12 protein-coding genes are annotated in these 13,904 nt (G+C 67.2%); 1 reads left to right on the top strand and 11 read right to left on the bottom strand.

From position 1 onward, the window contains the following. Nucleotides 1-20: 20 nt before the first annotated feature. Genes VFA08_06950 through VFA08_06940 form a run of 3 tightly spaced genes read right to left on the bottom strand, consistent with a single transcriptional unit; the run spans nucleotide 21 to nucleotide 2,933 of the window. The gene (locus VFA08_06950) at nucleotides 21-1,166 is read right to left on the bottom strand and encodes a 5-methyltetrahydropteroyltriglutamate--homocysteine S-methyltransferase (GenBank protein HYZ13332.1); all 1,146 of its coding nucleotides are present in this window, start codon (nucleotides 1,164-1,166) and stop codon (nucleotides 21-23) included. 7 nt (nucleotides 1,167-1,173) lie between these two features. Further along, nucleotides 1,174-2,349, bottom strand: coding sequence for a cytochrome P450 (locus VFA08_06945; protein HYZ13331.1), 1,176 nt, complete (start codon nucleotides 2,347-2,349; stop codon nucleotides 1,174-1,176). Beyond that, a complete protein-coding gene (locus tag VFA08_06940) occupies nucleotides 2,346-2,933 on the bottom strand; it encodes a carboxymuconolactone decarboxylase family protein (GenBank protein ID HYZ13330.1) in 588 nt (195 codons plus the stop codon). Before VFA08_06940 ends, VFA08_06945 begins: the two co-directional genes overlap by 4 nt. A 72-nt stretch (nucleotides 2,934-3,005) precedes the next feature. On the opposite strand from VFA08_06940, the gene VFA08_06935 reads away from it, so the two are divergent. Next, on the top strand, nucleotides 3,006-3,809 hold the full coding sequence (locus VFA08_06935) for an SDR family oxidoreductase (GenBank protein HYZ13329.1): 804 nt from the start codon (nucleotides 3,006-3,008) through the stop codon (nucleotides 3,807-3,809). Here the strand turns inward: VFA08_06935 and VFA08_06930 are convergent. The 8 genes from VFA08_06930 to VFA08_06895 all read right to left on the bottom strand — a co-directional run. After that, nucleotides 3,804-4,757: a TIGR03619 family F420-dependent LLM class oxidoreductase gene (locus tag VFA08_06930; GenBank protein ID HYZ13328.1), complete on the bottom strand. Its 954-nt coding sequence runs from the start codon at nucleotides 4,755-4,757 to the stop codon at nucleotides 3,804-3,806. The two genes, VFA08_06935 and VFA08_06930, sit on opposite strands and share 6 nt — an antisense overlap. An 8-nt stretch (nucleotides 4,758-4,765) precedes the next feature. Next, nucleotides 4,766-6,265 carry an APC family permease gene (locus VFA08_06925; protein HYZ13327.1) on the bottom strand — a complete coding sequence of 500 codons (1,500 nt, stop codon included), beginning with the start codon at nucleotides 6,263-6,265 and terminating at the stop codon, nucleotides 4,766-4,768. A gap of 66 nt (nucleotides 6,266-6,331) precedes the next feature. Further along, nucleotides 6,332-7,228, bottom strand: coding sequence for a catechol 1,2-dioxygenase (locus VFA08_06920; protein ID HYZ13326.1), 897 nt, complete (start codon nucleotides 7,226-7,228; stop codon nucleotides 6,332-6,334). A 59-nt stretch (nucleotides 7,229-7,287) separates the two neighbouring features. After that, entirely contained in the window at nucleotides 7,288-8,760 is a 1,473-nt protein-coding gene (locus VFA08_06915; GenBank protein HYZ13325.1) for an aldehyde dehydrogenase, read from the bottom strand. Between the two features lie 82 nt (nucleotides 8,761-8,842). After that, on the bottom strand, nucleotides 8,843-11,380 hold the full coding sequence (locus VFA08_06910; protein HYZ13324.1) for a M1 family metallopeptidase: 2,538 nt from the start codon (nucleotides 11,378-11,380) through the stop codon (nucleotides 8,843-8,845). Further along, on the bottom strand, nucleotides 11,377-12,303 hold the full coding sequence (locus tag VFA08_06905) for a branched-chain amino acid transaminase (GenBank protein ID HYZ13323.1): 927 nt from the start codon (nucleotides 12,301-12,303) through the stop codon (nucleotides 11,377-11,379). The genes VFA08_06910 and VFA08_06905 overlap by 4 nt, the downstream gene beginning before the upstream one ends. Before the next feature lie 78 nt (nucleotides 12,304-12,381). Then, on the bottom strand, nucleotides 12,382-13,158 hold the full coding sequence (locus tag VFA08_06900) for a class I SAM-dependent methyltransferase (GenBank protein HYZ13322.1): 777 nt from the start codon (nucleotides 13,156-13,158) through the stop codon (nucleotides 12,382-12,384). Between the two features lie 10 nt (nucleotides 13,159-13,168). Then, the coding region (locus tag VFA08_06895) for a glycine cleavage T C-terminal barrel domain-containing protein (GenBank protein ID HYZ13321.1) at nucleotides 13,169-13,904 on the bottom strand (736 nt) is incomplete at its 5' end.

The raw sequence follows: 13,904 nt of genomic DNA, 5'->3' as shown, positions 1-13,904 counted from the left end.
CTAACGCCGAGACTGCTCGATCAGCTCCACAGGCGATCGGCGACACTCGCGACGAGCGCGAGTTTGCGCCACTGGACGTCCTCGTCGATTTCGTTGCCGACCATCACGCTGGCGAACCCGCATTGGGGACTGATAGCGAGTCGGTCCATATCACCACCGACGAACGCAGCGGCCGCCTCCATCCGCCCGACGAGATCGTCCTCGTCCTCGAGCGCCGGCGTCTTCGTCGACACGATGCCCATCACCATGATCGATCCGTCCCGCAGGTACCGGACCGGCTCGAAGCCGCCGTCGCGGCCGAGGTCGTCCCATTCGACGAGGAACGCGTCGTACGGCAGCGTCCCGAACACGCGATCCGCAACGGGCTCGAGGGAGCCCTCGCACATCCACGACGAGCGGTAGTTGCCTCGACAGATGTGCAGGGCGGTCGTGATGTCGTTCGGGATGTCCTCGAGGATCGCCGTATCGGCTGCGACGGAGGCATCGACGAGGGTGTCGACATCATGGCCGTGCTCCTCGAACCTCGCCACCCACGCCGGATCAACCAAGTACGGATAGAGGGGAAAGTCGAACTGGACGTACCGGGCACCCGACGAGATCGCGTCCGCGACGAGCGCGCGTTCGATCTCGACGGCGTGCGCAACGAACTCCTCGAGCGACTCGTACCCAGACGTGATCCCGGGCTTGTACGAGAACGGATGGCCGAAGATCGACGGCGCGGGGAACGTCACCTTGAACGGGTGCCCGTCCGTCGCTGCCGTCATGAACGCCGCCTCGCGCGCGCCAGGTGAATCCACTTGCTTCAGCCGGTCGACGATCTCGTGCACCGACAGCGGCACGTCGTCGCCCTGCGCGTTTCGGAAGTGCACGATGTTGTCGGTGCGGAAACCTTCGACGGCGTCGTAGAACGAGTTCAGGAACATCCAGCGACGGAACTCACCGTCCGTGACGACATCCAGGCCAAGATCGATCTGCCGGCGCACCGCGTCGCGGATTGCCTCATCCTCGAGCGCTTCAAGAGCGGTTCGGTCCTTCGCGCGCTCGTCGGGCAAGATCGCTGAGTGACCGGGCTCGTAGAACGAATCGATCGCGAGTCGGAGCGCTCGGGGACGCAGCAGCGAGCCGACGACCTCTGCTCGAGCGGGCTCCCGCGGCTGCCGTGTCATGGCCGGATCATGGAGGGTCCCACCGTACCCACGTCGAGTTCGGTGCGCGGAATTCCCAACCGCTGATCGTCGGTGGACGATCGGGATCGAGCCTCAGGTTCGGCAGACGATCGAGCAGGATGTCGAGTGACACGCGGGCGAGGTGTCGGCCGAACCAAGCGCCGAGGCAGAAATGGTTGCCGACGCCGAACGCCACGTGCGCTCCCTCTCCCCGATGGACGTCGAACCGGTCCGGCTCGAAGAACCGATTTGGATCGCGGTTCGCGCTCGATAGAACGGCGGCGATCAGCGCGCCCTCCTCGAGCTTGGTGCCGGCAACCTCGACCGTCTCTGTCGTCTGTCGGGTCGACGTGCCGACCGGTCCGGCCCACCGCAACGTCTCCTCGACTGCCGGCTTGATCAGCGCTCGATCGCTGCGAACCTCGGCAAGCTGCTCCGGGTACGATCCGAGCGCCCAGACGACGAGCGCGATCACGTCGCGCGGTTCTTGCAGGCCGCCGGAGAGCATCAGCTTCGTGTTCGCCACGATCTCGTCGCGTGACATCGCGTCCTGGCCAGAGCGGTGGAGCATCCACGAGAGCACCGAGCCGTCCGGTTCGCGTTCGAGACGGTCCAGCACGCGCCCGATCGCCTCCCCCATCGCCGCGCTTGCCTCGTCGGCCGGCGCCTGCTTGGCAGGATCGGCTTCGAAGTTCGCCAACCCCGGCATCAGCCCCTCGTTCCACCGGAGCAGGTCCTCCCACGCGATCTCGTCGAGCCCGAGCATGAACCGGAGCGACCTGACGCTCATCGGGTCGGCGAACTCACGGAACAGGTCGCATCCGCCTCGGTCGCCGAACCCGTCGATGAGCTCGTGGGCGAGCTTCGGGATCATGCCTTGCGTCCGTTCCTCCACGTCCCGGGGGCGGAACGGCGGCTCGACGATCCGCCTCATGCGCTCCTGGGCGGGCCCTTCGGATCCGAGCATGTTCACGCCCATCGTTCGGTTCAGGGTCGAGGGATCGGTGGCGGCGGTGAAGATCTCCGGCGAGAGGTCGACTGTGCGCACGTCCTCATAGCGCGTCACGAGCCACAGCTGAACGGCGGGGACCCAGCTCACCGGCTCCTGATCCCGGAGGAGGGCGTAGATGGGGTAGGGGTCTCGTTCGAGCTCCTCCAGCGTGATCTTGTCGCCGATCGTCATCCGTGCTTGCCCGCGTCCCAACCATGCTCCCCGATGGTTCGGTTCGCGAAGGCGGCCGGAACGTCCTCGAGATCGGTGGCCATCGAGTCGTTCCACCGGTTCAGGAATCCGAACAACCCGATCACCGCGAGGATCTCGACGATCTCGCCGTCGTCCCAGTGGCGTCTGAGCTCGGCGAAGTGCTCTGGCGTAACGGCGTTCGGCACCACGCTGGCGTCCCGAGCGAATCGGAGGGCAACACGTTCCGCTTCCGAGTACAGCGGCGACCGCTCGAAGTCCCAGATCTCGGCGATCTTGCGCTCGTCGACCCCGCGCATCTTCGCGTCCACCGTCTCGTGCGCCTGGCAATAGCGGCAGCCGGCTGCTGTGCTGGCGACGATCGCTACGAGCGGCTTGAGTCCCACCGGAACGGTGCCCGTCCGCCAGATCTGCGTGATCAGCTCGCTGAACGCACTCAGGATCTCCGGGCGTCGGGCCATGGTGAACAGGCTGTTCGGAACGAACGACATGGTGTCGTCGTACAACAGCCACAGTTCCTCGAGCTCCGGATGATCCTCCCGCCGGAGCGGTTCCATGTTTGCCATCGACGCCATCCTCGAACGCGTTCTCGCTTGTGCCGTCGGGTATCGTCCGCCGAGCGTAGCGAAGGCGGTGCGATGCGGCTCGAGGGCAAGGTGGCCATCGTCAGCGGCGGTGGAACGGGCATCGGCGCGGCCACGGCCCGGCGGTTCGCGGCGGAGGGAGCGAAGGTCGTCGTGACCGGCCGGCGGAAGGAACCGCTCGACGTGGTCGCCGCGGACACTGGGTCGATCGCCGTTCCGGGCGACGTGACGGATCCTGAGCACGCGCCCGCCGCCGTCCGGGCCGCGGTCGAGACGTTCGGCGGACTCGACGTCGTCGTCGGCAACGCGGGAACCGGATTCGGCGGCACCGCGGGCGACGTCGACGACGAGCGGTGGCAACGGACGCTCGATGTGAACGTGACAGGCGTCCTACGACTCGTCCGCGCGGCGATCCCCGCCCTGATCGAGCGCGGCGGTGGCTCGGTCGTGCTCGTGTCGAGTACGTCGGGTTTGGTCAGCGCGACCGACTCGGCGGCCTACGTGACTTCCAAGCACGCGCTCCTCGGCCTGGCCCGATCGATCGCGGTCGACTTCGGGCCGCACGGCATCCGAGCGAACGCCGTCGCCCCGGGATGGGTGGTGACACCGATGGGAGACGACGAGATGGACACGGTCGCCGGGCGACGGGGCATGACGCGCGAGGAGGCGTATGCGCTCGCGACGGCGACCGTGCCGCTGCGCCGGCCGGCGACCGCCGACGAGATCGCGTCGTGCATCCTGTTCCTCGCGTCCAACGAATCATCGATCGTTACCGGCTCGGTGCTCGTCGCCGATGCGGGTGGCCTGGCCGCGGACATCGCGACGATCCCGTTCGATCAGCCACCCCCGCCGTCATGACGTCAGGGCGCCAACGCGCCCGACGACGTCGCGGCAGAACGCGCCGATCTCGCGCGGATCGTCGATGAACTGGGACGGCTTGATGCAGATCGTCGTGAAGCCCCGTTGGATCTGAGCAGGGATCGTCGAAAGAGCGGTGTCGAGATCGGCGACGGTGGTCGCATCGGGGAACCGGCCGCGCGCACCGCCGACCATCTCCAGCTCGGAGAGGCCACGGCCGGCGGCCGACATCGCCGTGCGCAACCGCTCGAGATCCTCGTCGGTCGGCGCGCCCAGCGGGTTGAACCCGCTCCCGTAGCGCACGAGTCGGCGGAGGAGGGCGTTGTGCATCGACGTGCTGCCGAACCACAGATGCGGACCGTCCGGCCGGTGCGGCTTCGGCTCGACCCATACCCCGTCGAATCGATAGTGGCGCCCGCGGAACGACACCCGGGGATCGACCCACGCCGCGCGCCACACCTCGAGAAGCTCGTCGAGCAGCTCCCCGCGCTTGGAGAACGGAACGCCGAGCGCGTCGTACTCGGCGCGGTGCCAGCTGACCGTGGGCTGGACGACCAGCCGCCCGCGCGACAACAGATCGAGCGTGGCGAGCTGCTTGGCCAGCGCGAGTGGGTGCCGGAGCGGCGCGATGACCGAGCTCGCGATCAGTCGGAGGGTTCTCGTCACGGACGAGACCGCAGCCAGCACCAAGAGGGGATCCGGCCAAGCCATCGACGGATCCTGGTTCCCGGGCAGCGCGTAGTCGCGCGGGTTCTCCGGTACGCCATCGGCGTCCGATCCGGGTCCGAGCACGACGTGCTCGCTCACCATCACGCCGTCGAACCCGGCCTGCTCAGCCTCGACGGCCGCGTTCACAAGCGCGCCGAGGTCTCGTGGGGACCACAGCGTCCAGTTCTCGGACAGGATGAGAACGAGCCGGGGCGGGAGCCCCGCTCGCGCCCCGGACACCGGTTATCTCAGCCGCGCAACTCGGATAGCGCTTCGCTTGCCGGCGCGCGCCCCTTCACCGCGAGCATGTACACGATGCCGACTGCGAACCAGATGAGAGCGGACCACGGAGCGATCAGGGTCGGACTCGGAACCTTGTAGAACGATCCCCAAATTCCCGCAGCCGTGATGGCGATGCCCAAGATGGCCGCGATGACGAGCCCGGCCTTGTTCGGGTTGTTCGCGACCTCCCTGAACGCACCGATCGACATGAGCAGATAGACGACCAGCAGCGCGAATCCGCCGAACGTGGCGCACCACACGAACACCGAGTAGTAGTGGGGGAAGTCGGGGAGCGCGAGGAGGGTGTCGTTCGCTTCCGACACCACGATGAGCACGGCCTGAACGACCATCAACAACGCGATCGCGCCAACCGGCGTTCCGTACCTGCGGGATACACCCGCTGCCATGGCGGGGAGCCGGCGGTCGCGTGCGAGTGCGAACACCCCGTGCGTCGAGGCGACCGCAGCGCCGATGTAGACGGCCAGCATGTCGAGGAAGACCACTACCAACACGATCTTGAGCCAGAAGTCGGAGCCGAACTGGCTCGATGGATCGGCGAGGGCGAACAGCGGCGCGCTCGCGACGGCCGGATCCAGGATCACCGAGAGATCGAACCCAAACCCCGCGACCTCGACGTAGGCCGCGATCAGATAGAACACCGCCACAATCAAGACCGCACCGAGCACGGCGCGAGGGATCGAGCGCTTGGGCTCGGCCGTCTCCTCCGCCAGGTTCGCCGCCGTCTCGAAGCCGACGAAGGCGAGGACGCCGTAGAGGACGCCGAACAGGATGCCGCTGAAGCCGCCTTCCGGCGAGGGATCGAAGACCACGCCGAAGTCGTTGTCCGCACCGAGGTCGGCGATCACCGTGACGAAGAAGGTCAGCAGCACCGCGATCGAGATCAACGCCAGCGTGAGCTGGACTCGAGTCGAGATCTGGACCCCGAGAAACAGCACCACGAACAGACCCAGCGCAAAGATGACGTCCCACACCCAGACGTCCAACGGTGATTCGGCGTCGAACAGCACGGGCCACAGGTTGTCGTGCACGTACCCGCCGATGAGCAGCCCGAGGCCGGTCGTGAGGATGATCGTTCCCCCGTAGTACAGCCACCCCGCGCCCGCCCCGACCGTGCGTCCCAGGCCTGCGGACACGTAGTCGTACAGCGATCCGGCCGCGTGGATCCGCTTTGCGTACTGAGCGACGATCCAGCCGAGAGCGAACGTCCCCGCTCCCGCGAGCAGGACGGCGAGAGGTGTCGAGATTCCCGCGCCCCGACCCGAGAAGTTGAACCCGATGACCAGCGGGATGATGAACGCCGCCACGAACACGGGCCCCATGAAGCCGACCGACTGGGCGAGCACATCGACCAGCGTCAGCTTCTTCTGTCCGAGACGCTCGTATTCCTCGCGCGCCGTTCCGCTAGCCGTCGCCGGTGGTGGCGGCGGCATCATCGTGTCTGCCACGACTCCCCCCTCCTCGTCGTCGTGCGCTGCTTCTACCGCATCCGGTCGCGCGCGGCTATCGCGTTCTCACGCAACGTCCCGGGCGGTCCAGCCGGCCTCCGGGCGGTCGAACCACACGTGGACCTGTCCCGTTCCGACCGAGGCCTCGTACTCGCTGAACTGCTCCCCGGGCGCCGTGCACGATCGGCCGCCGATCGCGCCGGCCATCATCAAGTAGTGACCGAAGTGCCCCTCCGGGTATGCCTTCCTGTACTCCGGCATGCCGTCGACGACGCGGCCGTGATCGCCTCGCTTCATCATGTCGAGAACCTTCATGTCGGCGTCGTAGTACCTCCGGTCGTAGATGTTGTCGGGCGCACGCTGGCTCTCTCTCTTGCGGAGCTCCTTGAACGCGAAGAACCGGTGCGTCATCCCGCCGGACGCGAGCAACACCACGCGTCGGTCGCTCTGCTCGACGGCCTTCCCGATCAGCTCGCCGAACAGCAAGAAGTCCTCGGTCTCGCAGCACTGGTTCACGGCCACGCTGATCCATGCCGTCTCCGGATCGCCGAGGAACGTCCAGATGTTCACCGTGCCGTAGAAGATCGGAAGGTACGGGTCGTCGTTCGCCAGGATCCATATGTCGTCTCGGCCGTCCGCCTGCGACGCGATCGCCTTGGCCAGCGCGGGGTCACCAGGCATGTCGTACGGGATCTGGCGCATGCCGCGAGGCAGCTCGTGCGACGTGAACTTTCCCTGACGCCGGTCGTGCGACGTGACGATGTGCTCGAACGTCGACTCCCAGTGCGTATCGAACACGATCACCGTGTCGGGCCGAAGACGATCCAGACATTCCGACTTGATCCGCTGGAGCCCGGGAACGAGTGTGATCTCCTTGCCCTCGTTGATCTCCAGTCGCACTTCCTCCGGCAGCATGATCGTGGGAACGTGCGCGACGAGCGCCGCGCCGACGACCTCACCCATCTGCACCCTCCATCGCCATCCTCACTCTCGGTGGGGGGTCCGCACAACGTTCGCTTCGCTCACCGTGCTACCCCCGCCCATGGCGCCGCACAGACGTTCTTCACGTCCGCGTAGAAGTCGAAGCTGTACACGCCGCCTTCGCGGCCGACACCCGACGATCGCGCGCCGCCGAACGGCGCATGAAGGTCTCGAACGAAGAAGCAGTTCACCCACACCGTTCCTGCCACGAGACGGGAGGCGACGCGATCGGCGCGCTCCCGATCGCCCGTGTACAGGATCGCCGCCAACCCGTACTCCGTCTCGTTCGCGAGCGCGATCGCCTCCTCCTCGTCCTCGAACGTCTGCAGCGTGAGGACCGGGCCGAACACCTCCTTGCGGAGCACCTCGGCGCCGGGCGGCACGTCGACGAAGAGCGTGGGGCGGTAGTAGAGCCCGCCCAGATCCTCGTTCGGTCCACCGCCCAGAATGGCCTTTGCACCCTCCGCCTTCGCTCGCTGTACGAACCCGTCCACACGCTCGAAGTGCTCTCGCGTGATCTGTGGTCCGATGTCGGTCGCCTCGTCGCGCGGGTCGCCCTGCACGATCGCGCCGGCGGCCTCGATGAACCGGTCGATGAACTCGTCGTGCATCGACCGCTCCACGAGCAGCCTCGTGCCGGCCAGGCAGACCTGTCCCGCGTTGTCGAACTGGTTCACGGCCTGCTTCACCGTCGCCGCCATGTCGGCGTCCCCGAACGCGACGAACGGCGACTTACCGCCGAGCTCCAACGAGACGGGCGTGAGATTCTCCGCCGCGGCCTGAGCCACGATCTTCCCGGTCTCGATCGAGCCGGTGAACGCGATTCGGTTCACGCCAGGATGGCGCGTGAGTGCCGCGCCGGCCTCCTCGCCGATCCCCTGCACGACGTTGTACGCGCCATCCGGCAGGCCCGCCTCGCGCGAGATGTTGGCGAGCAGCGACGCGGTGAGCGGCGCCCACTCGGGCGGCTTGGCGATCACGGCGTTTCCCGCGGCGAGGGCCGGCGCGACCCGCCACGTGGCCAGCATGAGGGGCGCGTTCCACGGCGTGATCACGGCGGTGACACCCGACGGGTCCCACTCGGTGCGGCTCTCGAAACCATTCATGTCGAACGACTCGTCGAGCTCCGTGAGCTGGTCTGCGAAGAAGCGGAAGTTTCTCGCGACGCGCGGCATCACCGAGTTGCGATGTGAGCGCAGCAACGAGCCGTTGTCTCGTGTCTCCACGGCAGCGAGCGGCTCGACCAGCTCCTCGACGAGATCCGCGATCCGGTGAAGGACGGCCGCTCGCTCCATCGCGGACGTTCGGCCCCACGTATCGGTTGCGGCGCGCGCAGCCCAGACGGCCCGATCGACCTCAGAGGTACCGCCCCGCGAGACCTCGGCCAGCACACTCTCGTCGATCGGCGACACGTCCTGGAACGTCGATGCCGAGGCGACCCGTTCGCCGCCGATCCAATGCTCCGTTGAGACCTCGACGTCCTCGACGACGGCCGTGCGAAACCTCCTCCTCAAGACAGGTGGGTCGTTCGCTACCGAACGTATGGCCGCGCGCTTCAGCGTGTCAAGCGACGCTGCGCGAGCCCTCGAAGCCGCCTTACTGCGGCGGCGCGCTGAAGAACGACTGCAGCTCGGGGACCGCTCGGCGCCGGAGGTCGGCGTTCACGCGCTGGCGTTCGAGCAGTTGCTGCAGCTGGAGCGCCGACTGCGGGATGGGGTGCTCGACGAAGAACGCCGCGGCTTCGTCCACGAGCTGGGGAGTCGCCAGGTAGGGCAGCGCGTCCACGACGAACACGACGTTCGACGGCGCGACTCTGGAGACGATGTCCCCCCACCGTTCCTTCACGAACCGCCAGGCGCTCGGTCCCTGCTCTCGATTGGACATCGCACGTGTCAGCACCCACGGCGTCTCCTGCGGACGAATCTCTTCCGTCAGCGAGAGGTCCAGCGTGCGCTCGAACAGCACCGCGTCGCGGAAATCGGCGAGCGCGTACAGGTACCGCAATCGCTCCTGTGGCGTTCGTGCCGTCGTCCGCGCCTTCAGGTACGCGTCGTACTCGGCGGGCCCACCGCCCGAGGCCACGATGACGATCGAGGCGGCCGCGAGCGATGGCTCTTCGTCTCCATCGGCTCGCGCACGGAGCTCGACCTCGCGGGCCAGCGCCTGGGCGTTCGGATCGGCTCCCAGGATGGCGATGGCGCTCATCAGCGTGCCTCGGAGCGATCGCGTCAGGTCGCGTTCACCCTGGCGCGGTTCCCACCCGATCCGCTCGAGCACCGGACCCATCAGCGATCGAACCCAGGCCCGGTAGTGCTCACGCGGTCCCGCGTCGAGCAGCCGGTCACACCACCTGATTCCTTCCAGGAGCGACGACCACACCGGAAGCTCGTCCTCGTTGCGGAACGCGCCGGCGAACCGACAGAACTCCGCGGCCGACGTCCGACCGGCAACCACGGCCGCCCAGGTGTCGTCGACGAGCTGCGTACGCTCGTCCGTGGACAAGCTGTCGAGCGACGCCGCGATCCGGCCCAGCAGCTCCTGGTCGTATCGCACCCGCGCGAACGCGTGAGCCCCCGCGTTCACGACGATGGGACCGTCGCCCGGCGCCGGAACGGACGCCCCACTCGGCTCCACGAGGACGGGTTCGGTCTTCCCGGCGGCCCGAACGAGCAACGGCACGTCCCACGCCGCGTCGCCGTCTTCGCTCGAGAGCAGGAAGCGTCGCTGCGCCAGCCGAACGAGATCGCCCTCGAGCTCCGCCGACACGAGCGGGTAGCCGCCCTGCCAGATCCAGCCGTCCATGATTCGCCGCACGGGCTCGCCGGTCGCCATCTCGATCGCGTCCCATAGATCGTGCGTCTCGGTGTTCCCGAACCGGTGGTCGGCGAGGTACTTGCGAATGCCGTCTCGGAACCGCTCGGCGCCCAGATACCGCTCCAGCATGCGCAGAACCGCGGCCCCCTTGGTGTACGTGAGCGTGTCGAACATCCCGTCGGCGTCGTCCGGCGAGGCGACCGGGTACTCGATCGAGCGGGTGCTCTCGAGCGCGTCGACGTCGAACGCTGACGAGCGCACCCTGAGGAAGTGGGTCCACCGCTCCCAGTCCGGGCGGAACGCGTCAACCGCCAGGATCTCCATGAACGTCGCGAACGCCTCGTTCAACCAGATGCCGTTCCACCACCGCATGGTGACCAGGTTGCCGAACCACATGTGTGCCAGCTCGTGGGCGATGACATCGGCAACGGCAGCGAGCTCGGGCTGCGTCGCCTTGTTCGGGTCGACCAGCAACAGGTTGTCGCGGAACGTGATGGCACCGGTGTTCTCCATCGCGCCCTGCGCGAAGTCCGGGACGGCGATCAGGTCGACCTTCGAGTCGGGATACGGGATTCCGTAGTACTCCGAGAAGAACCGTAGGCAGAACGCCCCTACCTCGAGCGCGTACGAGGTCAGGTGGCCCCTCCCGGGCTCGAACACGACGCGTAGCGGAACGCCGTCTACGTCGACCGCCGCGGTCGCCTCGAGCGGCCCGACGATGAACGCGACGAGGTACGTCGACATCGGCATCGTGTCCGCGAACGACACGCGCACCCGACCCTCGCCGAGCGGCTCGCGCTCGACCTCCGGCGCGTTCGAGATGGCGAGGATGCCGTCATCGACGTCCAGGGTGACCCCGAACACCGCCTTCAGGTCGGGCTCGTCCCAGCATGGGAACGCCCGGCGGGCATCCGTCGCCTCGAAGTGGGTCGTGGCGATTGCACGCGTGGTGCCGCTCTCGTCCACGTACGTCGAGCGGTAGAAGCCCCGGAGTCGGTTCGACAGTCGGCCGCGGAACGCGATGTGCAGGCTCCACTCGCCGGGTTCGGCGCCCTCGGCGAGCCGCAAGTGGGCGCGTTCGGTCTCGTCGTCGAGTCGAACGTCGGTGACGGCGATGCTGGTTCCGTCACGTTCGAGCGCGGCCGATGTGACGTCGAGCTCCGCGGCGTTCAGGACGACCTCGTCGACGTTCTCGCGCACCTCGATCTCGACGGTCTCGCTACCCGAGAACGTCTCCGCGTCGAGGTCGGGGTCGAAAACGAGGTCGTAGCGGCGCGGGACGACCGTCCGCGGGAGGCGGTATCGAGCCTCCTCGCTCACCCGTTCACGTAGGTGAGCCAGCTCGCGTACCGCTCGGTCTCACCCTTGGTCGCCGAGAAGAACGCACCCTGGAGCTCCTTGGTGATGGGGCCGCGATGCCCCTCCCCCACCACGCGGTCGTCCACTTCGCGGATCGGCGTGATCTCCGCGGCGGTGCCGGTGAAGAACACCTCGTCCGCGTTGTACAGATCCGTCCTCACCAGGTTCTCCTCGCGCACCTCGTATCCGAGGTCGCGTGCGATCGTCATCACGCTGTGCCGCGTGATCCCATCCAAACATCCTGCCTGAATGGGCGGCGTCGTGAGGCCGCTATCGCGGACGATGAAGACGTTCTCACCCGACCCGTCGGTGATGAACCCGGACTCGTTCAACATGATCGCCTCGTCGTAGCCCGCCTTCAGGCTCTCCACCTTCGCCAGGACGCTGTTGATGTACTGACCGGTCGCTTTCGCGGCGGCCGGGAGCGAGTTCTGTGAGTTCCGCCGCCACGACGAGATCTTGATCCGCACGCCTTGTTCCAGCGCGTCCTCGCCGAGATACGCACCCCACGGCCATACGGCGACGAAGACGTTCACCGGCGCGTTGAGCGGGTTCACGCCCATCTCGCCGTACCCGCGAAGCGCGACGGGGCGGATGTAGCACGCGTTCAGGGCGTTCGAGCGGATCACGTCCTTGACAGCTTCGGTGATCGCCTCGAGCGAGTACGGGATTTCCATGTGATACAGCTTCGCGGACCGGAAGAAGCGCTTCATGTGCTCGTCGAGGTGCCACACCGCTGCGCCGCGCGAGGTTTCGTATGCGCGGATCCCCTCGAATACGCCGCTCCCGTAATGAAGCGCGTGGCTGAGAACGTGAACATTGGCGTCTCGCCAGTTCACGAGCTCGCCGTCCATCCAGATCTTGTCGACCTCGGTGATCGGCATGCGGCCTCCGGTCAGGACGCGGAACGACGGAAGGATACCTGCCGCTCGCCGCGGCGATGAGGCCTCAACGTCCGACACTCAGGGGATATCGAATGCCCTCCAGCGCGTTGCTCGCTCGTACGGTCGAGGTGCATCCAGGTCGCCGAAACGCTCGGCCGCCCACCGTCGAACTTCTTCGTGCGCGCGGAGGCGATCGTCTTCGGGGACGACCCAGGTCCATGAGTAGAGGTTGTCGCGGATGCCGTCCAAGAACAGTCCAAGGGGGTCGTCGCCACCCTCGTGCACCGGCGGTAGCTCTCGCGGCCGAGTCCCGAGCTCGACGAGCACCGCGTCGAGCGCACCGTAGTCGTCCCAGTGAATGCCGATCGGATCGAGCTTCAACCCGACGAGCTCGGCAAAGCGTTCCTTGATCTCGTCGCGCTCTCCGCCGTACGCGCCCAGGTTCACCAGGAATACTCCTCCCGGCCGGACGGCGCGAAGGACTTCGGCCACGACCCCCGGCCAATCCGGGATGAGATGGAGTACCCATCGCAGGTACGCGGCGCCAAACCCATGGTCACGGAACGGCAATCGCGTCGCGTCCGCGAGGACGAGGGGAAACGGAGCGCGTTCCCCGGCTTTGTCCACGAGCTTGGCCAACATCGGCGCCGAGATGTCCACGCCGACGAGGTCGACGTGGCGCTCGTGCAGGGGGAGGGCGAGCAGTCCCGTGCCGACGCCGACCTCGAGGACTCGGCCCCGTCCACGGAGCTCGGAGGACAGGAGCTCCATCGTTCGGGCCATCGCCTCATCGGAGATCGCGCGCGTCCGGTCGTAGAACTCGGCAGCTCGGTCGAAGCGGACGGAACCGGTCATTCCGGCGAGGCTACGATTTGGGGACGTCCTTGTTTGGGTCGAGGAACGGCAACGGCGCCACCGTCACCGGGACGCGGCCGCGAGGCGTGTCCGCCTCGAGCTCGGACCCCGGTTCCTGTCGTCGGATCGGAACCCAGCCGTAGCCGATGTTCTTCTTCAAGCGTGGCGACCACGCACCCGCTGTGACGCGCCCGACGGTGGCGTCGCCCTCGACGAGCGGCCAGAAGTCGTTCAATGCGCCCTCATCGGTCATCGGGTCGCCGCCGATCTCGATCCCCACGAGCTTCCGGTCGAGGAGCTTGTCGTCCCGGATCTGCTCGAGTCGTTCGCGACCGAGGAAGGGCCGGTCCTTGTTCCACTCAACGAACTTCTCGAGACCGGTCACGTGCAACGGCGTGTCCTCGATCCGCATGTCCGAGCCGTAGTTGAAGATGCCGGCCTCGATCCTGCGGGCCTCGCTCGGTGCGATCACCCTGGCGCCGTACGGCTCCCCCGCTCGCAGCACGTGCTCGAACAGGTCGTCGCCCCGGGAGCAGTCGCGCAGGTAGATCTCGTAGCCGACCTCGCCCGTCCAGCCCGTCCGCGAGACGACCACGGGGATCCCATCGACCTCCGCCTCGGCGCACCGGTAGTAGCGGAGGTCGCGAACCTCGTCGCCGAACAGGGAACCGATGACGCCCTTCGCCTTCGGCCCCTGTACCTGCATCGGAGCGACGTCCGCCTCGCGAATCGCGACGTCCATCCCG

Source organism: Actinomycetota bacterium, assembly GCA_035640355.1.
In the GTDB taxonomy this organism is placed as follows: domain Bacteria; phylum Actinomycetota; class UBA4738; order UBA4738; family HRBIN12; genus CALGFI01.
This window is presented reverse-complemented; position numbering and strand designations above follow the sequence as displayed.

What these genes read in the sequence shown, in the direction of transcription:
- VFA08_06905 (HYZ13323.1), bottom strand. Translation starts at nt 12,303, where the DNA reads ATGCCGATCACCGAGGTCGACAAGATCTGGATGGACGGCGAGCTCGTG.
- VFA08_06935 (HYZ13329.1), top strand. Translation starts at nt 3,006, where the DNA reads ATGCGGCTCGAGGGCAAGGTGGCCATCGTCAGCGGCGGTGGAACGGGC.
- VFA08_06950 (HYZ13332.1), bottom strand. Translation starts at nt 1,166, where the DNA reads ATGACACGGCAGCCGCGGGAGCCCGCTCGAGCAGAGGTCGTCGGCTCG.
- VFA08_06945 (HYZ13331.1), bottom strand. Translation starts at nt 2,349, where the DNA reads ATGACGATCGGCGACAAGATCACGCTGGAGGAGCTCGAACGAGACCCC.
- VFA08_06940 (HYZ13330.1), bottom strand. Translation starts at nt 2,933, where the DNA reads ATGGCAAACATGGAACCGCTCCGGCGGGAGGATCATCCGGAGCTCGAG.
- VFA08_06920 (HYZ13326.1), bottom strand. Translation starts at nt 7,228, where the DNA reads ATGGGTGAGGTCGTCGGCGCGGCGCTCGTCGCGCACGTTCCCACGATC.
- VFA08_06900 (HYZ13322.1), bottom strand. Translation starts at nt 13,158, where the DNA reads ATGACCGGTTCCGTCCGCTTCGACCGAGCTGCCGAGTTCTACGACCGG.